General features: G+C 70.4%; 20 protein-coding genes. 11 read left to right on the top strand and 9 right to left on the bottom strand.

The window, feature by feature from the left end; genetic code table 11:
• Position 1 precedes the first annotated feature (1 nt).
• Entirely contained in the window at positions 2–445 is a 444-nt protein-coding gene (locus tag ACIBEJ_RS38805; protein ID WP_397187943.1) for a DUF4331 family protein, read from the top strand.
• On the opposite strand, the gene ACIBEJ_RS38800 is transcribed toward ACIBEJ_RS38805, so the two are convergent.
• The 4 genes from ACIBEJ_RS38800 to ACIBEJ_RS38785 are packed head-to-tail and all read right to left on the bottom strand — an operon-like array spanning position 442 to position 3,863.
• The gene (locus ACIBEJ_RS38800; RefSeq protein ID WP_397187942.1) at positions 442–1,014 is read right to left on the bottom strand and encodes a GTP-binding protein; all 573 of its coding nucleotides are present in this window, start codon (positions 1,012–1,014) and stop codon (positions 442–444) included. The genes ACIBEJ_RS38805 and ACIBEJ_RS38800 overlap by 4 nt on opposite strands.
• Positions 995–1,351, bottom strand: coding sequence for a DUF742 domain-containing protein (locus ACIBEJ_RS38795; RefSeq protein WP_397187941.1), 357 nt, complete (start codon positions 1,349–1,351; stop codon positions 995–997). The genes ACIBEJ_RS38800 and ACIBEJ_RS38795 overlap by 20 nt, the downstream gene beginning before the upstream one ends.
• Positions 1,348–1,755 carry a roadblock/LC7 domain-containing protein gene (locus tag ACIBEJ_RS38790; protein WP_184958917.1) on the bottom strand — a complete coding sequence of 136 codons (408 nt, stop codon included), beginning with the start codon at positions 1,753–1,755 and terminating at the stop codon, positions 1,348–1,350. Before ACIBEJ_RS38790 ends, ACIBEJ_RS38795 begins: the two co-directional genes overlap by 4 nt.
• Positions 1,752–3,863, bottom strand: a complete 2,112-nt coding sequence (locus ACIBEJ_RS38785; RefSeq protein WP_397187940.1) for a nitrate- and nitrite sensing domain-containing protein — start codon at positions 3,861–3,863, stop codon at positions 1,752–1,754. Before ACIBEJ_RS38785 ends, ACIBEJ_RS38790 begins: the two co-directional genes overlap by 4 nt.
• Positions 3,864–4,016: 153 nt before the next feature.
• Here ACIBEJ_RS38785 and ACIBEJ_RS38780 point away from each other — a divergent pair, with 153 nt between their 5' ends.
• Positions 4,017–4,784, top strand: a complete 768-nt coding sequence (locus tag ACIBEJ_RS38780; protein WP_397187939.1) for an SDR family NAD(P)-dependent oxidoreductase — start codon at positions 4,017–4,019, stop codon at positions 4,782–4,784.
• Here ACIBEJ_RS38780 and ACIBEJ_RS38775 read toward each other — a convergent pair.
• Both ACIBEJ_RS38775 and ACIBEJ_RS38770 read right to left on the bottom strand, forming a co-directional pair.
• The gene (locus tag ACIBEJ_RS38775; RefSeq protein WP_397187938.1) at positions 4,765–5,604 is read right to left on the bottom strand and encodes a PrsW family intramembrane metalloprotease; all 840 of its coding nucleotides are present in this window, start codon (positions 5,602–5,604) and stop codon (positions 4,765–4,767) included. The two genes, ACIBEJ_RS38780 and ACIBEJ_RS38775, sit on opposite strands and share 20 nt — an antisense overlap.
• Positions 5,601–7,571, bottom strand: coding sequence for an NAD(P)-binding protein (locus ACIBEJ_RS38770; RefSeq protein ID WP_397187937.1), 1,971 nt, complete (start codon positions 7,569–7,571; stop codon positions 5,601–5,603). Before ACIBEJ_RS38770 ends, ACIBEJ_RS38775 begins: the two co-directional genes overlap by 4 nt.
• A 133-nt stretch (positions 7,572–7,704) precedes the next feature.
• Between ACIBEJ_RS38770 and ACIBEJ_RS38765 the strand changes: the two genes are divergently transcribed.
• The 4 genes from ACIBEJ_RS38765 (at position 7,705) to ACIBEJ_RS38750 (ending at position 10,133) form a co-directional block, all read left to right on the top strand.
• Positions 7,705–7,905 carry a hypothetical protein gene (locus ACIBEJ_RS38765; RefSeq protein WP_379611183.1) on the top strand — a complete coding sequence of 67 codons (201 nt, stop codon included), beginning with the start codon at positions 7,705–7,707 and terminating at the stop codon, positions 7,903–7,905.
• Positions 7,906–7,914: 9 nt separating this feature from the next.
• Positions 7,915–8,967, top strand: a complete 1,053-nt coding sequence (locus ACIBEJ_RS38760) for an SPFH domain-containing protein (RefSeq protein ID WP_397187936.1) — start codon at positions 7,915–7,917, stop codon at positions 8,965–8,967.
• A gap of 268 nt (positions 8,968–9,235) precedes the next feature.
• Positions 9,236–9,388 carry a hypothetical protein gene (locus ACIBEJ_RS38755; protein WP_397187935.1) on the top strand — a complete coding sequence of 51 codons (153 nt, stop codon included), beginning with the start codon at positions 9,236–9,238 and terminating at the stop codon, positions 9,386–9,388.
• Positions 9,389–9,494: 106 nt separating this feature from the next.
• Positions 9,495–10,133 (top strand): hypothetical protein, encoded by a 639-nt coding sequence (locus ACIBEJ_RS38750; protein WP_397187934.1) that lies wholly within the window; start codon positions 9,495–9,497, stop codon positions 10,131–10,133.
• 213 nt (positions 10,134–10,346) lie between these two features.
• Here ACIBEJ_RS38750 and ACIBEJ_RS38745 read toward each other — a convergent pair whose 3' ends face one another.
• Together ACIBEJ_RS38745 and ACIBEJ_RS38740 are read right to left on the bottom strand one after the other, a co-directional pair.
• Positions 10,347–10,772 (bottom strand): MarR family winged helix-turn-helix transcriptional regulator, encoded by a 426-nt coding sequence (locus ACIBEJ_RS38745; protein ID WP_397187933.1) that lies wholly within the window; start codon positions 10,770–10,772, stop codon positions 10,347–10,349.
• A gap of 69 nt (positions 10,773–10,841) precedes the next feature.
• Positions 10,842–11,693, bottom strand: coding sequence for an SDR family oxidoreductase (locus ACIBEJ_RS38740; RefSeq protein WP_397187932.1), 852 nt, complete (start codon positions 11,691–11,693; stop codon positions 10,842–10,844).
• A gap of 103 nt (positions 11,694–11,796) precedes the next feature.
• Between ACIBEJ_RS38740 and ACIBEJ_RS38735 the strand changes: the two genes are divergently transcribed.
• Genes ACIBEJ_RS38735 through ACIBEJ_RS38715 form a run of 5 tightly spaced genes read left to right on the top strand, consistent with a single transcriptional unit; the run spans position 11,797 to position 16,440 of the window.
• The gene (locus tag ACIBEJ_RS38735; RefSeq protein ID WP_397187931.1) at positions 11,797–12,666 is read left to right on the top strand and encodes a helix-turn-helix transcriptional regulator; all 870 of its coding nucleotides are present in this window, start codon (positions 11,797–11,799) and stop codon (positions 12,664–12,666) included.
• Between the two features lie 48 nt (positions 12,667–12,714).
• Entirely contained in the window at positions 12,715–13,515 is an 801-nt protein-coding gene (locus ACIBEJ_RS38730; protein ID WP_397187930.1) for a DUF1206 domain-containing protein, read from the top strand.
• Positions 13,516–13,560: 45 nt separating this feature from the next.
• Complete coding sequence (locus ACIBEJ_RS38725) at positions 13,561–15,117, top strand: phospholipase D-like domain-containing protein (RefSeq protein WP_397187929.1); 1,557 nt, start codon at positions 13,561–13,563, stop codon at positions 15,115–15,117.
• Positions 15,117–15,824, top strand: a complete 708-nt coding sequence (locus tag ACIBEJ_RS38720) for a phosphatase PAP2 family protein (protein WP_397187928.1) — start codon at positions 15,117–15,119, stop codon at positions 15,822–15,824. The genes ACIBEJ_RS38725 and ACIBEJ_RS38720 overlap by 1 nt, the downstream gene beginning before the upstream one ends.
• On the top strand, positions 15,817–16,440 hold the full coding sequence (locus ACIBEJ_RS38715; protein WP_397187927.1) for a phosphatase PAP2 family protein: 624 nt from the start codon (positions 15,817–15,819) through the stop codon (positions 16,438–16,440). Before ACIBEJ_RS38720 ends, ACIBEJ_RS38715 begins: the two co-directional genes overlap by 8 nt.
• Here ACIBEJ_RS38715 and ACIBEJ_RS38710 read toward each other — a convergent pair.
• On the bottom strand, positions 16,433–18,472 hold the full coding sequence (locus tag ACIBEJ_RS38710; RefSeq protein ID WP_397187926.1) for a glycosyltransferase: 2,040 nt from the start codon (positions 18,470–18,472) through the stop codon (positions 16,433–16,435). The genes ACIBEJ_RS38715 and ACIBEJ_RS38710 overlap by 8 nt on opposite strands.

Genomic DNA, 18,472 nt, shown 5'->3' with positions numbered 1-18,472 from the left:
GGTGGGCTTCGGCGCCGACCCCGTCGTCGTCCGGCAGGGCTGGCTGACGCTCTCCGTGGGCCTGCGCAGCGGCCCCTTGTTCGCCGACCTCGGCGGCATCGGAAACGACCTCACGTGGACCGGCGACGACACCGTGGCCGGCCACAACGTGATCAGCATCGCGATGGAGATGCCCGACGAGATCCTCGGACAGGCGCCGTTGATCGGCCTGTGGGGCCGCGTGAGCGTCGAGCGGGACGGCCGGTGGGTCTCAGTGGACCGGGGCGCCCATCCGTCGCTCACGGCCTATTTCAACGCCGAGGAGGCGTACGACGCGAGGGAGCCCGACGACGTCACCGACCTCCGCCTGCGGATGATCAGCAACGGGAGGATCCGGGGCGACGGGATCGGGCCGCATGCCGACCTGCTGCCCGGCTTCCCGTACACCGGACCGCCGCACCTCTAGCCGGCGGCGGTCAATGTGCGCAGCGAGTGCTCCACCAGGGAGACCATGACCTCCTTGGCCGAGGCCCGCCGCCGCACGTCGCACAGCAGCACCGGCACGTCCTCGTCCAGGTCCAGCGCGATGCGCACGTCCTCGACGCTGTGCCTGGAGGCGCCGTCGAAGCAGTTGACGGCGACCACGAAGGGCGTGCCGCGCTGCTCGAAGTAGTCCACCGAGGGGAAGCAGTCGGTCAGCCTCCTGGTGTCGGCGATGACGACCGCGCCCAAGGCGCCGTGGGAGAGCTCGTCCCACATGAACCAGAAACGCTCCTGACCGGGCGTGCCGAACAGGTAGACGACCAGTCCTTCCCTGATCGTGATGCGCCCGAAGTCCATGGCCACGGTCGTGGTCGTCTTGGCCTCGACCCCGTCGAGGTCGTCCACACCGATGCCGATGTCGGACAGCACCTCCTCGGTCCGCAACGGCTTGATCTCGCTGATCGAGCCGACGAGGGTGGTCTTGCCGACACCGAAGCCGCCCGCGATGAGGATCTTGAGCGCTACGGGGTCGTCAGAGAGCGCGGAGTCCATTGATCACTTCCTTGAGAAGTCGCTCACTGGGCCGCGGCCCTGCCGCGTTGGGAGCGGTCACCGAGATGAGTCCGTGGTCACGCAGGTCGCTCAGCAGCACGCGGACGACGCCGACCGGAAGGTCGAGCTCGACCGCGATGTCGGCGACCGAGATCGGCGAGCGCGCCGCCCGCAGGATGGCGAGCTGCTCGGGGCCGAGTCCGCCCGGGGGATCGCCGACGGCGCTCACCATGGCGATCAGGTCGAGCGTATCGCCGGAGGAGGACCGCGTCCTGCCTCCGGTCAGGGCGTACGGGCGGACCAGCGGCCCGGCCTCGTCGTCCATCCACATCGTCATGACAGGCCCGATCGGGGATTGGTCGTGATGTGCTGCCCGACCCGTTTGACCAGCATCGCCATCTCGTAGGCGATGTGGCCGACGTCCACGTTCGCCTCGGCCATCACGGCCAGGCAGGTGCCCTGGCCGGCGGCGGTGACGAACAGGAACGCCTGCTCCATCTCCACGATGGTCTGGCGCACGTCGCCGCCCTCGAAATGGCGGCCGGTGCCGCGGGCCAGGCTGTGGAAACCCGACGCCACGGCGGCCAGATGCTCGGCGTCCTCGCGGGTCAGGCCCTTGGAGTAGCCGACCGCGAGACCGTCGGTGGACAGGATCACGGCCTGCCTGACGGCCGCGACCCTGGTCGCCAGGTCGTCGAGGAGCCAGTTGAGCTCCCCGGTGTTCGTGATGGGCGTGCTCATGAGTCGTCCCCCTCGTTGTCTGCTTCTTCTCGGGCGCGCTGGGTTCCCCGCTGGAACGCGGAGAACAGGTCGCGTACCTCGTCGGGAGAGCGTTCAGTGGTGGGCGGCGGCGGCGGTGGTGGTTCCGGCGGCTGGCTGAGCTGGGCGGGCAGGTTGGCCTGCCGTACCCGCCTGGGCAGGCCGTTGTGCGGCTGGCCCACGACGGCGAGCGGTTTGGGCCTCTTGCTCGAACGGCTCGGCAGCTCGATCGGCTCCTCGTCCGGCGCGGGCGGCAGCGCTTCCCGCTCGGTGACGAGCCGCTTGGGGATGAGCACGATCGCGGTGGTGCCGGTGAAGGGGGAGGCGCGCAACGTGACCTGCAGCCCGTGGCGCTGGGCGAGCCTCGCCACGACGAACAGGCCGAGCCGGTCGCTGTCGGCCAGGTCGAACTCCGGCGGGTCGGCCAGCCTGGCGTTGATCTCGGCGTACTCCTGGGGGCTGAGGCCGAGCCCGCGGTCCTCGACCTCGATCACGTAGCCGTTGCTGACCAGGTCGCCGCGCACCTGCACCGAGGTCTCCGGCGAGGAGTAGATGCTGGCGTTCTCGACCAGTTCGGCCACGAGGTGGGTGAGGTCGGCCGCGGCGGCGCCGTCGAGCGCGGCGGCGGGCATCGACTCGACCTTGATGCGGGCGTAGTCCTCGACCTCGGCGATGGCGGCGCGCACGATGTCGAGCACCGGCACCGGCTTGCGCCAGGCGCGGCCGGGGGCGGCGCCCGACAGGATGATCAGGCCCTCGGCGTGCCTGCGCATGCGGGTGGTCAGGTGGTCCAGGCGGAACAGCTCGTCCAGCCGGTCGGGGTCGTGGGTGCGGCGCTGCATGGTGTCCAGGAGCGCGAGCTGGCGGTGGAGCAGGCCCTGCTTGCGCCGGGCGAGGTTGAGGAAGACCTGGCTGACGCCCTGGCGTACGGTCGCCTGGCCGACGGCGGCCTCCACGGCGGTGCGCTGCACCGAGCCGAAGGCCCCTGCCACGTCGGTGATCTCGGCCGAGCCGCTGACCTTGAGCGGCTGGGCCTCCTTCCTGATGTCGATCTCGGCGCCGTCGCGCAGCCGCTGGACCAGGCGCGGCAGCCGTACCTCTGCCAGGTCGAGGGCGGCGGTGCGCAGGCCGGCGAGCTCGGCGGCGAGGCGGCGGCCGAAGCGCACGGAGATGAGGATGGAGGCGACGACGGCGATGAGCCCGACGCCGCCGGCGAGCGCGATGCGCACGATGATCGCGGTGGCGCCGTCGGTGGCGCGCTCGGCGATGACCCCGGTGGAGGCGGCGCCGATCTTGTCGAGCTGGTCGGCGAGCTTGGTGACGGCGGTGTTCCACTCGTCGGCGTCGGCCGGCGGCCGCCCGGTCCCGACCACGCTCAGCTCTGCGGCGCTGAAGCTCAGGAACGCCTCCCCGCCGAAGACCTCCTCGTACGGCTGCCGCAGCGACACGTCGAGCCCGGCCAGCCCCCGCGCGTGCAGGAACTTGCGCGAGGAGACGTACTCGGTCATGGCGGTGACCTCGGCGGGGCTGAGGTCGCCGCTGAGCAGGGCGCCGCCGACGAGTGCCTGCTCCCTGGCGATGAGCTCGCGGGCGTTGCTCATGGACTGCAGCGAGGAGGCCTGCTGGAACAGGGCGAGGTCGGGCACGGTGACGAGGTGGTCGTAGAGGCGGAAGAGCGCGTCCAGGACCCGGTTGTACTCGTTCATGCCGGTCAGCCGCGAGCTGTGCCCGGCGTCGATGCCGCCGCGGATGGACCCCAGCCGGGCGAGCTCAGTGTTGAGGGCGTCGAGCGTGGGGCGCATGTCCTCGGTGACGGCGTCGCCGGCTTCCCCTGCGGCCCTCTGGAAGCGCAGGACGGAGGTGTCGGTGCGGGCGCGCTGCTCGCCCAGATCCTCGGTGAGCTTGCGCGTGGTGGCCGCGGCGACGGATCGTGTCCGTTCCGCCTGAAGCTGGAGCCCTAGATCGGTGGAGGTCACGCCGATCGTCTGGTAGAGGGTGTTGGCCCGAAGAAGGTTCTGTCCGTCACCGACGGTGAGGTTGAGGACGAACCCCCAGAGCGCGCTCAAAGACAGCAGGGGGAGCAGCAGCAATAAGAAGATCTTGAACCGAATTGACCGGTTTCGCGAGCCCATGTTCCAACCTCGGGGTCGAGGCGTATATCCACACTTTGTGTAAATACACCTCCGGAAGATCGCACAGGAGACTAGCACCTATTAAGGTTCCGGCGCAGTGGGAGGAACGTGATGATTACCGTGATAACTGGGGCCAGTGCCGGCATCGGAGCCGCCGCGGCCACGCGGTTGTCGGCTCTCGGGCACGAGGTCGTGCTGGTCGGGCGGGACACGACCCGGCTCAAGGCCGTCGCCGCCGGGCTGAGCGGACCCAAAGCCGAGGTCCTGACCTGCGACTTCACCTCGCTGGACGACGTGCGGCGCCTGGCGGAGGCGTTACGCGGCCGCTACGAGCGCATCGACGTGCTGGCCAACAACGCGGGGGTGCTGAGCAAGCCGCGGCAGGTGACCGGAGACGGCCACGAGCTGATGTTTCAGGTCAACCATCTGGCGCCGTTCCTACTGACCCATTCTCTGACCGACCGGCTTGACAGGGTGGTCACGACGACCTCCATGGCGGGCAACACCGGCCGCCTGGACCCCGGCGACCTGAGCAGGGAGCGGCGCCGGTGGAACGCGTGGCTGCAGTACGGCGACACCAAGCAGGCCAACATGCTCTTCACCCAGGCGCTGGCCACCCGCGGGGTGCACGCGACCTGTTTCCATCCGGGCGTCATCCGCACCGGGTTCGCGGGTGACACGCTGCTGATGCGCTTCTACCTGGCGGTGCCGGGCGTGGCCAAGCCGCCCGAGACCGGCGCGCGTACCCTGGTCCGCCTGGCCGCTTCGGCGGGCGAGCCGGGCCGCTACTACGTCAAGGACAAGCCCGCCCGCGGCAGGACCGACCCCGGCCTCGCCGAGCGGCTCTGGGCCGCCAGCCTCAGCGCCATCGGCGGTTGACCGCGCCCATGACCGAGCGCAGCCACAGCAACGCGAGGGCCGAGATGATGATCAGCCCGCCCCAGTTCAGCACCGTGTAGAGGTGGACCTGCCCGTCGGTGACGCCGGGCACCTTCCCGATGCGGATGAGCTGGAACTGCCACGGCTGCCCGGTCAGCAACAGCGTGATCGCGATCGCCAGGCCGCTCATCGAGTCCCAGAGCGCGTGAAGGGAGACGCCCAGGTACGTCAGGATCACCTTGCCGGCCAGCCTGCCGCCCGCCGAGAACAGCACGCCGCCGATGATCGCGCTCCAGAGGCCGTGGCCGACGGGCGCCAGCACGCCGCGCAGGATCTCGGTCTCCACGAGCTGCACCACCGAGACGCCCTCGCTGGTGAACATCGCGTTGAAGGCGTAGCCCGCGCTCTCGAAGGCGGCGAAGCCGAAGCCGACCGTGGCGCCCAGCACGACGCCGTCCCTGACGTCGTGCCGGCGCAGGCCCCGGGTCAGCAGCATCAGGGCGGCGAGCTTGACGCCCTCCTCGATGAGGCCCACGCCGACGAACATGACCAGCGACGGCTTGAGGTAGCTCTCCAGGATCGAGGCGCCGAGCACGCCGAGGACGCCGCCGATCACGAACGCCTTGAACAGCAGCTCGACGGTCACCTCCGACGAGCGCTCCCGCCCGTACGCCCAGACCACGAACGTCACCGGCACCAGGAAGCTGCCGAGCAGGACCACCGTGGGGACGAGGTTGGAGTTCTCCGTCCAGATCGTGACCAGAACCGAGGCCGCCCACAGGGCCAGCCCGATGAGGAAGATCCTCAGCCAGGGTCTCATGTGGACAGCTCCGCGACGGCTCGGTGGGCGGCGGTGACGGCCGCGTCCGCGTACGCGGCCGGGATCGAGTCGGAGTTGGCGATCGCGATTCGCCCATGCCGCCTGCGGGCGATCTCGGCCGGGAAGGGGCCGTCGGGGTAGAAGGCGTTCCACGGGCGGCAGTACTCGGGGGCGTAGCCGTGGCCCCAGCGGTTGACCGTGATCGCCTCGATGTCCTTGCCGGGGTCGAAGCCGCCGGGTGCCAGGAGCCTGGCGAGCTGGTCGCGGATCGTGTACTCGAAGAAGGAGAAGTCCGTCTTGAGCAGGTTGTGGCGGCCGGCGATCGCGCCCTCCGCGGGCCCCATCTCCGAACGGCACGGCGTGGCGATCATGTGCACGTTGATCGGCTGGGAGGGGTCCTTCGGGCACTCGTACCCCGGCATGCTGACCGGGTAGTCGAGCTCGGACACACACCAGTACGCGCCGGTCCACCGGGTGTGGTTGATGCCGACCTTGCGCCACGCCTCCCAGTCGCGGAGCTGGACCATCGCGTAGAGCAGCGGCATCTTGACCGCCTGGTGCAGGGCCTGCTTCTGCTCGGGCGGCAGCGCGGGCACCAGGTAGGGGATGACCATGTTCCAGCAGGCCATGACCACCGCGCCGGCGCGCACGGTCCTGATCTGGTGGCCGTCGAAGTAGCCCACGGTGGCGGTGGTCGCGGTGTCCGGGTAACCGTCGTTGTGCGCCATCACCACGGGGCTGGACAGCCGGAAGCGCACCCGGTTCGAGGGCAGGTCGAGCTTGCCGTAGTCGAAGGAGGCGGTGGTGATGGCGTCCATGCCGGTCGCGCTGGCGAAGCCGGGGATCATCCGGCCGAGCATCATCCTGACGAGGGCCTGGTTGCCCTCGGGGAAGTGGTAGATGTACGGGTCCTCGGCGTCCCATTCCTTGATCATGCTGGGGGAGTTGAACCTGGACGGCTTGTCGGTGCTGAGCTTCATGCCCTGGAAGCCGGGGTACTCCAGGTCGCCCGCGCTGCCCCAGGCGTCGATGGCCCCGAACGCCTGGGTGCTGTAGGCCCACTCGTCGCTGGACTGCGTGCGCAGGAACCGCTCCACGTCCGGGTGGACCTTGCACACCTCCAGCAGGAACCGCGAGTACGTCAGGTCGGCCAGCCTGCGCTCCTTCTCGGCCGGCGACAGGCCGGGGAACCAGTCGGGCGGGTTCTTGTACAGGCGCAGCAGGTCCTTCTTGGCCTGCTCGGCGACCGGGAGCTGCGGGATCCACTGCTCCGGCTTGATGCCCGGCGTGTACCTGACCAGCCGGTCCACCGGGAAGGTCTCCCGGTCGCACATGACGCTGTCGTACATCTTGAGGCCGGAGTAGAGCTTCTGGTCGAAGTACTTCTCGAACTTGTCCACCTGGACGCCGAGCTGGTCCAGGAGCTTCTTGCCCTCGGGGGTCCAGACAGACGGGGCCTCGATCGACTGCGAGCCGCCGTAGCCGATGAGCGGGCCCTTGCGGCCCGGCGGGCGGAACTCGTTGCGGCGCGCGTGGCCGCCGATCTCGTCGTGGTTGTCCAGGATCAGGATGCGGGCGCGCGGGTTGACGCGCAGCCACTCGAAGGCGGCGCTGACCCCGCTGATGCCGCCGCCGACCACGACCAGGTCGTAGTTCTCGCCGGTGAACTCGGGCGTGCCCGCGTACTGCCAGAAGCGGTCGTCGCGCAGGGCGTGCGGCACGCTGAGCGCCTGCGCCGTGTTGCCCTGGAGGCCGGTGAGCGTGGGCGGGAACCGTACGTCGCCCGGGACCTGGAGATCTTGAGTGCCGATGACACCGGGTTCGCCGGAACTCGGTCCCGTGCAACCCGCCGCGGCGCCGAGCGCCGCCACCCCCGCGGCCATCGCCACACCGTCGAAGAAGTCGCGGCGGGTTATAGGCCGTCCCATCCCGAGCTCGTGTGCCCTGCGGGGGTTGATGTCACTCATGGGCGCGATCATCACTACGGGCGGTAAATACCGCTCTAAGGCGCGCAGCCCCTCGACGAACATTTTGCGCGGCCTATTACCGCGAATGCCTGATTGGAGTACCGTCCGGAATATCACCAACAGGGGGAGTCCTATGGTCGGCAAGCAGGGACGGGTCACGGGGAGAATCGGCCCGGGTCTGGTCGGCGAGGTGATGGTCCAGGTGCGGGGCGGCGTCGAGGCTTTCTACGCCCATCCGAGCGTGGCCGACGAGGAGTTCCCGGTAGGGACGATCGTGGTGGTGGTGGAGTACTTCCCGCCGCGCACGGTCTATGTGGCTCGGGCACTGGTCTAGGGAGGTCTGATGTCCCCTGAGCTCTTCATCGCCGCCGGCGGGATCCTCGTCGCCGTCGTCGTTCTCATCCTCGTGTTCAAGGCGGTCTGGCGGGTCGCCGAACCGAACGAGGCGCTGATCATCTCCGGCCTCGGCGCCCGCCGCCGCGGCGACGGTCTCGACTCGCTGGGCTTCAAGATCATTACTGGCAAGGGTACGGCGGTGCTGCCCGGATTCCAGACCGCCAGGCGGTTACGCCTCGACACCCGATCCGCCAACCTCCAGGTCTCCTGCGTCACCCAGCAGGGCATCCCCGTCCACATAAGAGGCGTGGTCATCTACAAGGTCGGCGACGACCTCACCTCCATCGCCAACGCCGCCCGGCGCTTCCTCGACCAGCAGGACTTCATGACGGGCGCGATCCACGAGCTGTTCACCGGCCACCTGCGCTCGATCATCGGCGGCCTCACCGTCGAGGACCTCATCCTCAACCGCGAACGCCTGACCAGCGAGACCAGGGCTTCGGCCGCCGACGAGATGAGCAAGCTCGGCCTGATCGTCGACTCGCTGCAGATCCAGGAAATCGACGACGAGACCGGCTACATCGCCAACCTCGGCAAGCCGCACGCCGCCAAGGTCGCCGCCACCGCCCGCATCGCCGAGGCCCAGCGCGACCAGGAGGCCACCGAGGCCGAGCAGGTCGCGGCGGCCAACAAGGCGGCGGCCTGGCGCGACGCCCAGATCAAGCAGGCGTCCTACCAGGCCGAGATCGACCGCGCCCAGGCCACCTCGCGCCAGGCGGGGCCCCTGTCGGAGGCGAGCGCCCGGCAGGAGGTGGTCGTCCAGGAGACCAGGGCGGCCGAGCTGGAGGCCCAGCTCTCGGAGCAGCGGCTCCAGTCGCGTACGCAAGCCCGCCGACGCCAAGGCGTACGAGACGGTCACGCTCTCCCAGGCCGAACGCGATGCCCGCATCGCCCAGGCCGAGGCCGAGGCCAGGGAGACCGAACTGCGTGCCGTCGCCCAGGCCTCCCAGGTCAAGCAGGCCGCGGCGGCGGACGCGGAAGCCGTACGGCTGCGCGGTGAGGCCGCGGGCGCGGCCACCAAGGTCGCCGGAGAGGCGGAGGCCGCGGCGGCCAAGGCGCGCGGTCTGGCCCAGGCCGAGGCGGCCAAGGCGCTGGGCCTGGCCGAGGCGGAGGCCGAGCAGGCCAAGGGCCTGGCGGAGGCGGCGGCGATCAGGGCGCGCGCCGAGGCGCTGGCCGAGAACCAGGAGGCGGTCATCGCCCAGCAACTGGCCGAGCGCTGGCCCGAGGTGGTGAAGGCGGGCGCCCAGGCGTTCGGCAACGTGGACCACATGGTCGTGCTCAACGGCGCCCAGGGCGTCGAGGAACTGCTGGCCAAGGCGCTCACACTGGGCGGCACCGGGCTGGGGCTGGCTCGTGCCATTCTCAACGGCGCGACGCCCAATGGAAGCGAAGAAAAGCCACAAAAGCCAGTGAAGCCGTAAAGGCGGGGCGTTCCGTCAAGAGCGGAAAACGGGTGACCCGATTCGTCTAGCGTGCTGAGAAATGCCGCTGGTGCGTATTGGGGAATTCATGCATAAGGCCTTTTCTGTGGTTTTTCTCGGAATGGTGGTCATGGCGGGTTGCTCCAGCGGGCAGGCCGCCGGACCGTCCCCTTCCGCGACCCCCTCCGACGCGGCCCGGCTCGGGGCGGGGCTGCTGTCCGCCCCCGACGGCATGAGCGTCGCCTACGGTCCCGAGACCGGCGCCTACGGCTCGCTCAAGGCCACCCGGCAGGGCATGGCCGCGCTGAAGGACGCCAAGGTGTCCGAGCCGGGCTGCGCGGGGGCGGGGCAGCTCGACCCCGCCAAGCTCGGAGCCGCGCCCGCGGCCGTCGTCGCCTACTCCTCCAAGGACGGCTCCATCACACAGGCGATCGTGGCCACCGACTTCTTCCCCGGGCCGGTGCCCGCGCGGTGCGCCTCGTACAAGGCCGAGGTCTCCGGGGCCAAGGTCACCTACCGGACCGTTCCCCTCAAACTGCCCGCACGCGGCGAACGCTCCTTCGCCTTCCTCACCACCGCCGTCAGCGACGGCGAGGCCGCCCAGATCGGCGCGGTGGTGATCGGCAGGAAGGGCGTGGTCACGAGCCTGCTGGTGATCGGGGCCAAGGTGAAGAAGGAAGGACTGGCCGAGCTGGCCCGCCTGGCCGACGAAAAGCTCGCCCGGATCACCAGACAACCGTCCTGAAAACCACCCTCCCCTGGTACGGCCCGCCACCACGCCACGGGCCTTGGGCGAGTCCACCGCGCCACCACCGGCAAGCACACCGCCGCACGTCCCGCACGCCGCTGAGGCCCGCGCCCGGAGCACGACGGGCCCGGCTCCGCGGGCCGTCGTGCGGCACTGGCATGTCGCCCCCGGAGCGTGTCGTTGCGGGGTGTGGTGTGCCGGAGGGGTGGGTCAGGGGGTTGGGGTGGGGGTGCGGAGGGCGGTTACGGTGGGGGCCAGGCCCTCCTTGGCGGCGCGGTCCAGGGCGGTGGTGAGGGTGGTCTCGTAAGTGGGGGCGGCGTCGGCCTTGCGGGCTCGGCCCTCGTCGGTGATGAGGGTGTAGACGCCGCGCCGATCCTGGTCGCAGAAGTCGCGGCGGCTCAGCCCGCTGCTCTCCAGGCGGCCCACCAGCCGGGTCACCGAGCTCTGGTTGAGGCCCAGGAGGTCGGCCAGTTCCTGCATGCGCAGGTATCCACCCTCGGCGATCGACAGGTGGCACAGCGCCCGGTACTCCGACAGGCCGAGGCCGTGCTTCTGCAGGGCGGCGGCCAGCTCGTGCTCGACCCTGGCGTGCAGGCGGATCACGCCCACCCACATGTCGTCGTCGTCCGTTGCCATCCGGCGCCTCCCTCCGTGCGGAACCCCAGTGTACATGCACGTACAGAATATGCATGTACATGGAAGAGTCTACACCTGGCGGGTTGGCACCACCGTGATCTCGGGGAGGCTCACGTGGATCGGGCGGCTGACCGCGAACGCCACCACCTCGGCCAGGTCGGCCGCGGCCAGCGGGTCGATCCTGGTCTTCATGTCCTCCAGCCAGGCGGTGCCCAGTTCGGAGGCGGAGAGGAGTTCGGTGACGACCACGCCTGGTTCGAGGTTGGTGACGCGGATGTTCCTGGGCGCCAGCTCGTTCCGGATATTTCGGGAAAGGTGGCTGACTGCGGCCTTCGTGGCTGCGTAGACCGCCGCGCCCGGCTCGATCCTGGAGGCGGCGACCGAGGAGATGTTCACCAGGTCGGCGGGCACGCCCGCCGCCGCGGCCGCCTGGAGGTCGGGGAGGAAGGCGCGGAAGACGTGCAGCAGCCCCGCGACGTTCACGTCGAGCTGCCGGCGCCAGTCCGCCGGCATGCCGCCGGTCCGCGGGCCGGTGGTCGAGGTGTCCGGCAGGCGGGAAGCCGATAGGCCGGGGGTTGGGGTATCCGGTAGGCCGGGGGCTGAGGTGTCCGGCAGGTCGGGGTCCGGGGTGTCCAGGAGGCCGGGGACGAGGATGCCCGCGGCGTTGACCACGAGGTCGACTCGGCCCAGTTCTCGCGCCACCCGCTCCCTGGCCGCCGCCACCTCGGCGGGGTTGCTCACGTCGGCGGCCACCGCGACGGCCCGCTCGCCGATCTGGTCGCGCAGGGCCTCGACGCGGTCCTTCCTGCGGGCCACGAGCGCCACCCGGGCGCCCTGCGCGGCGAGCTTGACGGCTACGGCGGCGCCGATGCCAGAGGAGGCGCCCGTGATGACCGCGGTGCGGCCGGTGTTGTCATCCATGGGCCTCATCCTGCGAGCGCCCCCGGCGGCGTAGCCAGGACAGCGCTGAGGGTGGTACTGGCAGGGTCAGGCAGCGCATGGGGAGATGTCCGACAATGGGGTCATGGCGAATGAGCTCGGAGAGTTCCTGCGATCGCGCCGCGCGAGGGTGCGGCCCGAGCAGGCCGGTCTGCCCACGTACGGCGAGCGCCGCCGGGTGGAGGGCCTGCGCAGGGAGGAGGTCGCGCTGCTGGCCGGGGTCAGCGTGCCGTACTACGTCCGGCTGGAGCAGGGGCGCGCCGGGAACGTCTCGGCCGAGGTGCTCAACGCCGTGGCCCGCGTGCTCGGCCTGGACGACACCGAACGGGCCCACCTCCACGACCTCGCCCGTCCCGCCACGGACAAGACCGTGACGCGGGCCAGGCCCACGGCCGAGACCGTGACCAGGGAGCCGGTCAGGCCCACGGTCAAGAGGGTGCTCGACTCGCTGGCCGACACGCCCGCCTTCGTCATGGGCCGCAGGACCGACATGCTGGCCTGCAACCGCCTGGCCTCGCTGCTGTTCTGGAACCGGCCCACTCCGCCGGACGGCCCGTTGAACTGCGCCCGCCTGGTCTTTCTCGACGAGCACACCCGGACCCTGTTCCGCGACTGGGACGACAAGGCCCGCGAGACCGTGGCGTTCCTGCGCCTGGACGCGGGCCGGCACCCCGACGACAGGGAACTGGCCGCGCTGGTGGGCGAGCTGTCGGTCAAGAGCGTGGACTTCCGCCGCCTGTGGGCCGAGCACGAGGTGCGGGAACGGTCGGCCGGGCGCGTCACCCTGGACCACCCGCTCGCCGGCGAGCTGTTCCTCGACTACGAGAGCCTGCGGCCGGGCGCTCATGCCGACCAGGTCCTGGTCACCTACCTGGCCCAGCCGGGCTCGCGGACCGAGGAGGCGTTGCGGTTTCTGGCGAGCTGGCACGCGGCGGAAGCCGTAAGAGAGGTCTAAAGGGTTTCATCTCGGGCACTTGAAGGTCTTCAACGACCTTCAGGAGGAATGGTGAGCCACGCTGAGACAGCGGCCCGCCAGGCGGCCGACAGTCCCGCCATGGTACGGCTGGCCCGCATCGGCCTGGCCTGTCGTGGTGTGCTCTATGGGCTGATCGGCGTCCTGGCCATCCAGATCGCCCTGGGCGACGGCGACCAGGAGGCCGACAAGAACGGCGCCATCAGCACGGTGTCCGACCTGCCCTTCGGCGCCGTGATTCTATGGATCATGGTTGTCGGGTTCGCCGCGCTGGCGCTCTGGCAGCTTTCAGAGGTGTTCTTCGGCAGCAGAAAGGCGCTGGACCGCGCCGAGTCGGTGGGCCGGGTGGCCGTGTACGCGTTCATCGTGTTCACGTTGATCACCGTGCTGACGTCGGGGAGCGCGAAGTCGGAGGACAAGAAGTCGCAGGACGTCACCGGAAAACTTCTCGAACTGCCCGCCGGCCCGATCATCGTCGCCCTCATCGGCCTCGGGCTGATCGCGCTGGGCGCGTACTGGGTGTACCAGGGCGTCAAGAAGAAGTTCCGCGAGGAACTGGACACCGGCCGGATGTCGCCGCGCGCCCGCAAGGTGATGGACCGCCTGGGCCTGGCCGGATACACCGCCCGAGGGCTGATCGCCGGGCTGGCCGGGATCTTCGTCGTGCAGGCGGCGCTGACCTTCGACCCCGACAAGGTGAGCGGCATCGACGGCACGCTGAGGGCCTTCGCGAAGACCCCGGCGGGACCGTGGCTGCTCGTGGTGGTCGCCATCGGGCTGCTGCTGTTCGCCGGTTACTGCTTCGGTGAGTCCCGCTGGAGGAGGACCTGAGAGCGGGGACCTGAGAGCGCGGGAGACGAGAGCTGGCACAAGCACATGAGACTCGACGACTGGTTCCTCACCGAGGACGAACGGGGCAACCCCGAGACCAAGCTGGAAGCCTGGACTCGGGGCAACCTCGTCCGCCCGCTCATCCACGGCGCCACGTACTTCGCCGAACTGCGTGAGCGCCTGGCCGACCTGGACCGCGACGACCTGCTGCTGTTCGCTGACTGGCGCGGCGACCCGGACGAGCGCCTCACCCAGGACGGCCCGGCCGTGGCCGTCGCGATGGCCGCGGCCGCGGAGAAGGGCGCGCTGGTCAGGGGCCTCATCTGGCGTTCACACCTGGACGCCCTGCGCTTCAGCGCCGAGGAGAACCGCCACCTGGGCGAGCGGATCGAGGCCGCGGGCGGCCAGTGCCTGCTCGACACCCGCGTCCGGCACGGCGGCTCCCACCACCAGAAGTTCGTCATCCTGCGCCACGACCAGGGCCCCGAACGGGACGTGGCGTTCGTCGGCGGCATCGACCTGTGCCACAGCCGCCGCGACGACGCCTCCCACCGGGGCGACCCCCAGACCACCCCCATGCCCGACGCGTACGGCTCCCGCCCGCCCTGGCACGACGCCCAGGCGGCGATCAGCGGCCCGGCGGTGGCCGAGGTGGAGAAGGTGTTCTGCGAGCGCTGGGAGGACCCGGCGCCGGAGACCCGCCACCCGCTCAAGCGCCTGCGCGACCGCCTGACCAAGATGGACGACGCGCCCCCGCTGCCCGAGCCGGGCCCGCCGCCGGAGCCGGTGGGCACCCACGCGGTGCAGCTCCTGCGCACCTACCCGCACCTGCCCCACGCGCTGCCGTTCGCGCCGGAGGGGGAGCGCAGCGTGGCCCGCGCGTACCACAAGGTGCTGGCCAGGGCCAGTTCGATGGTCTACCTGGAGGACCAGTACCTGTGGTCGACGGAGGTCATCGAGCCGTTCGCCGAGGCGCTGGAGCGCGAGCCCGGCCTCCACATGATCATCGTCGTGCCGCGCCACCCCGACCAGGACGGCTGGCTGGCGGGCCCGGCCAGCCTGATCGGCCGGGCGGAGGCGCTGGCCAGGCTGATGCGCGCGGGTGACGGCCGCATCGCCATCTACGACCTGGAGAACCACGAGGGCACGCCCGTCTACGTGCACGCGAAGGTCTGCGTGGTGGACGACGTCTGGGCCACGATCGGCTCCGACAACGTCAACCTGCGCTCCTGGACGTTCGACTCCGAGCTGAGCTGCGCGGTGGTCGACGAGGAGCCCGACCCGCGCCCGCCCTCGGGAGCACGCCGCTTCGCCCGCGACCTGCGCCTGACGCTGGCCGCCGAGCACCTGGACCGCGACCGGGACGACGTGCTCGACCTGTGCGACCCGAAGTCGGCCTTCGAGGCGTTCGCCGAGTCGGCCGCGCGCCTGGACGCCTGGCACGCCAACGACCGGCGCGGACCCCGCCCGCCCGGCCGCCTGCGCCGCCATACCCCTCCCGAGCTGGGGCGGGTGAGCAAGGCGCTGGCGATGCCCCTTTACCGTCTCGTCGTCGACCCCGATGGCCGGCCGCCTCGGCTGCGCCGTACCAAGGACTTCTGATGCCACGCTTCGGTCTCCGGCTCACGCTCGCCGCCGCGGTCGCCCTCTTCGCCGGGGGGCTCTTCGCCGCGCTCGCACTGCTGGTGGAGACGGCTTTCCCGCCGCTGTGGCAGCTCGACCGCTCCACCGCGTACGGCCTGCACGCCGTGGCCAAGGGCAACCCGGAGCTGACCATGTGGATGCTGGGCTGGACGGAGGTGTTCGGCCCGTGGCCGTGGCGGGTGGCGGTGATCGCGGCCGCCGGATACCTGGCCTACCGGGGCGCCACGCGGCTGGCCGCCTGGGCGATGGTCACGATCACCGCTGGCGGGCTGATCGGCCTGCTGCTCAAGATCGTTATCGGCCGGATCAGGCCCGAGCTGCCCGACCCGGTCTCGACCGCGCCCGGCGAGGCGTTCCCCTCCGGGCACGCGCTGACCGCCACGCTCGGCGCCGGGATTCTCGTGCTGCTGCTCCTGCCTCGGCTGCGGGCGGCGGGCAAGGCGCTGGCCTGGGGGATCGCGGCGTTCCTCGCGGTTTCGGTGGCCTGGACGCGCGTCGCGCTCGGCGTGCACTGGGTGAGCGACGCGGTCGGCGGGCTGCTGCTCGGCCTGCTGGTGATCGCCGCCACGACAGTGGCCTTCGAGGGATGGCGCCGTGACATGGGCAGGCCACCGGCCGAGCCGCTGGTCGAGGGCGTGGAGCCGGAGGTGTCGCGGCGTGCGTGAGGTGCTCGCGCGGCTGTGGCCCGCAGTTGTCTGGCTGCTGCTCATGACAGCGGCCACGTTCGCTCTCGGAGAGCTGGTCGAGCGTTCCGCCAGGATGGAACCCGGTGTGATGGCGGACATCGCCTCGGAACGCCTGCCGTACCTGAACTGGCTCTCCGACCTTGGCAGCAAGCTGTCGGACACGCCGGTCATCGTGGTGCTCACCGCGCTGGCGGCGATCGGGTTCCGGCTCGCGCTGGGGCGCTGGCGGGAGTCGGTGTTCCTGGTGGCGGCGGTCTGGTCGCAGTCGCTGGTCTTCCTGGCGACCAGCGCGCTCGTGGCCCGCCGCCGTCCCCCGGTGACGCATCTGGACGCCGCGCCGCCGACGAGTAGCTGGCCGTCGGGGCACGTCAGCGCCGCCGTCTGCTTCTACGGCGGGCTGGCGATCCTGCTGGTGGCCCACCTGCACGGGCACCGGGTGCTGTCCGGGCTGGTGTGGGCGGTGGGCCTGGGGGTGCCGATGATCGTCGCCGCCTCCCGGATCTACCGGGGCATGCACTTCGTCACCGACGTGGTGTGGGGGCTGGTGCTCGGGGTGTTCTGCCTCGCGGTGATGATCAGGGCGGTGCTCAGATGAGCACGTGCGGACCGGGGTGGCCGACGAAGGAGAACTGGGCGTTGCGGGTCAGCTTGATGTGGTCGGCCTGCCAGGTGTGCATGCTGGCGTCGGCGCTGCGCCAGTAGACGAAGTTGAAGCGGTCGGCCGAGTAGATCTTGACGCCGTCCTCCTTCAGCCGGCGGACCAGGTGGGTGTCCTCGCCGCGGGTGATGTCGGCGAAGGGGTAGGCGCGGAACATCTCGGCCTTGCCGAGGAACGTGCCGCCCTGGACCAGGAAGGAGTAGCGGTGCTCCAGGCCGGGCAGGCGGAGCATCGTGGTGTTGGAGCCCTCGAAGTAGCTGTAGTGGGCGCCCTTGCCTACGAGCTGGGCGTCGGTGTAGTCGAAGGCGCGGGCCAGGTCGGACAGGTAGTGCTCGCCGTAGAGGTTGTCGTCGTCCATCTTGGCGATCAGCTCGCCCTCGGCGGCGGCGATGCCGAGGTTCATGCACGCGCCGAGCGACAGCTCCGCCGCGGCGGGCAGCACGGTCACGTCGCTGATGCCGGCCATGCGGGCCTTGTCGGCCACCACGACGGGGTCGATGTCGAGGCCGTGCAGCACCATCACGAGCTGCAGCGGGCGGTGGATCTGCCGGGCCACCGAGGAGATCGCGTGTTCGATCTGGGAGGCGCGGTTGGTGGGCAGCACGACCGAGACCGAGCGCTCCCGGGGACTGACCGGCCGGCCCAGCACCTGGAGGATCTGGTCGACGCGGTGGGAGAACAGGTGCTTGTCGAACACCTCGCGCATGGCCAGGTGACCCATGCGGGCGCGCAGCTCGGGGCTGTTGATGAGGTGGAGCACCTGGTTGTAGGACTCGATGGGCTCGCGGGCGATCGGGATCAGCTCGCCGAACGTCTCCTCGACGGCCCGCGACCAGCCGGTGACGACCGGCGTCGAGCAGGCCGACAGCTCGAAGACGCGGCGGGCGCACATGGTCGGGGAGTCGAGCACGGAGTTGACGTTGAGGAAGACCTTGTACATGCGGTACGCGGCCAGCATCTGGTCGTAGGGGAGCTCGCCGACGATGTGCGGGCGGTACTTCTCCGGCCAGGCGTACTTCTCGTCGACCTCGCCGTTGCGGGCGAAGATGTGCAGCCCCAGCTCACGCACCGGGTCGAGGACGGTCTCCATCTGCTCGCGGCGCTCGGGGTGCTTGTCGCGGAAGTACATGCCGGCGAAGACCACGTCGTGCAGGCGGCCCTGCTTCTGCTGGATCGGGTTGTGCACGCGGGGCTGGGCGGCGAACTGCAGCACGTCCACCCGGTCGTGTCCCAATGTTTCGCGATATTTCGGCAGCATGTCGCCGTCGCAGGTGAACACGTAGTCGAACAGCTTGGCCGTGTCGATAAAGAAGTCGAAGTTCGGCGGGTCCTCCTTGTTCCAGAAGACCGTGGGGATGCCCTCCTGCTTGCACCACGCCACCAGCTCCTGCAACGGCTCCTTGGGGGCGTTGGTGCCGGTCATCTGGTAGCGCCAGCGGCCCTGGTTGCCGTGCCAGGCCGACTCGCAGAACAGCAGGTCGGGCCGCTTCTCCGCGAAGATCTCCGGCCAGTCCTTCAGCCCGAACTCGATCTGGTCCCACTCGTAGCGGAAGGCCATCCGGGAGAAGTCGTCCAGGATCACGGCCACGCGCAGGTCGGGGCGGTTCACCGGGCCGAGCGGCCACTTGACCGCCGGGACGTCCACGAGCGGCGGCCGCCTGCCCGCCTGCTCGATGATCTCGGTGACCGCCTGCTCGGGCGCCTTGGGCGCCCTGTCGTGCGAGCGCACGGCCTTGATGATCTGCCCGGGGCTCTTCGCGCCCAGGGCCTCGCCCAGCTTGAACGTCCGCTTGGCCTGCGTGGCCTCCAGCTTCCAGGTGGCGTAGGCGGCCTTGGCCTCGGCGATCTCCAGCCGCCTGCGCAGCTCCCTGATGTCGGCCTCGTAGCGCTCGACGAGCTTACGCTCCTCCGGGAGCCAGTTGACGGGACCGAGCCGCTGGTAGGTCGGCTCTTCTGGGGTTTCGGCCAT

The organism is Nonomuraea sp. NPDC050790, from assembly GCF_044456745.1.
Taxonomy (GTDB): Bacteria; Actinomycetota; Actinomycetes; order Streptosporangiales; family Streptosporangiaceae; genus Nonomuraea.
The sequence above is the reverse complement of the archived record's forward strand: the minus strand, read 5'-3'. Positions and strand labels throughout refer to the sequence as shown.

Excerpts from the sequence above, each read along its gene's own strand:
- ACIBEJ_RS38800 (WP_397187942.1), bottom strand. The coding sequence starts at position 1,014 with ATGGACTCCGCGCTCTCTGACGACCCCGTAGCGCTCAAGATCCTCATC.
- ACIBEJ_RS38795 (WP_397187941.1), bottom strand. The coding sequence starts at position 1,351 with ATGACGATGTGGATGGACGACGAGGCCGGGCCGCTGGTCCGCCCGTAC.
- ACIBEJ_RS38790 (WP_184958917.1), bottom strand. The coding sequence starts at position 1,755 with ATGAGCACGCCCATCACGAACACCGGGGAGCTCAACTGGCTCCTCGAC.
- ACIBEJ_RS38780 (WP_397187939.1), top strand. The coding sequence starts at position 4,017 with ATGATTACCGTGATAACTGGGGCCAGTGCCGGCATCGGAGCCGCCGCG.
- ACIBEJ_RS38775 (WP_397187938.1), bottom strand. The coding sequence starts at position 5,604 with ATGAGACCCTGGCTGAGGATCTTCCTCATCGGGCTGGCCCTGTGGGCG.
- ACIBEJ_RS38770 (WP_397187937.1), bottom strand. The coding sequence starts at position 7,571 with ATGAGTGACATCAACCCCCGCAGGGCACACGAGCTCGGGATGGGACGG.
- ACIBEJ_RS38765 (WP_379611183.1), top strand. The coding sequence starts at position 7,705 with ATGGTCGGCAAGCAGGGACGGGTCACGGGGAGAATCGGCCCGGGTCTG.
- ACIBEJ_RS38760 (WP_397187936.1), top strand. The coding sequence starts at position 7,915 with ATGTCCCCTGAGCTCTTCATCGCCGCCGGCGGGATCCTCGTCGCCGTC.
- ACIBEJ_RS38755 (WP_397187935.1), top strand. The coding sequence starts at position 9,236 with ATGGTCGTGCTCAACGGCGCCCAGGGCGTCGAGGAACTGCTGGCCAAG.
- ACIBEJ_RS38745 (WP_397187933.1), bottom strand. The coding sequence starts at position 10,772 with ATGGCAACGGACGACGACGACATGTGGGTGGGCGTGATCCGCCTGCAC.
- ACIBEJ_RS38740 (WP_397187932.1), bottom strand. The coding sequence starts at position 11,693 with ATGGATGACAACACCGGCCGCACCGCGGTCATCACGGGCGCCTCCTCT.
- ACIBEJ_RS38735 (WP_397187931.1), top strand. The coding sequence starts at position 11,797 with ATGGCGAATGAGCTCGGAGAGTTCCTGCGATCGCGCCGCGCGAGGGTG.
- ACIBEJ_RS38730 (WP_397187930.1), top strand. The coding sequence starts at position 12,715 with ATGGTGAGCCACGCTGAGACAGCGGCCCGCCAGGCGGCCGACAGTCCC.
- ACIBEJ_RS38725 (WP_397187929.1), top strand. The coding sequence starts at position 13,561 with ATGAGACTCGACGACTGGTTCCTCACCGAGGACGAACGGGGCAACCCC.
- ACIBEJ_RS38720 (WP_397187928.1), top strand. The coding sequence starts at position 15,117 with ATGCCACGCTTCGGTCTCCGGCTCACGCTCGCCGCCGCGGTCGCCCTC.
- ACIBEJ_RS38710 (WP_397187926.1), bottom strand. The coding sequence starts at position 18,472 with ATGGCCGAAACCCCAGAAGAGCCGACCTACCAGCGGCTCGGTCCCGTC.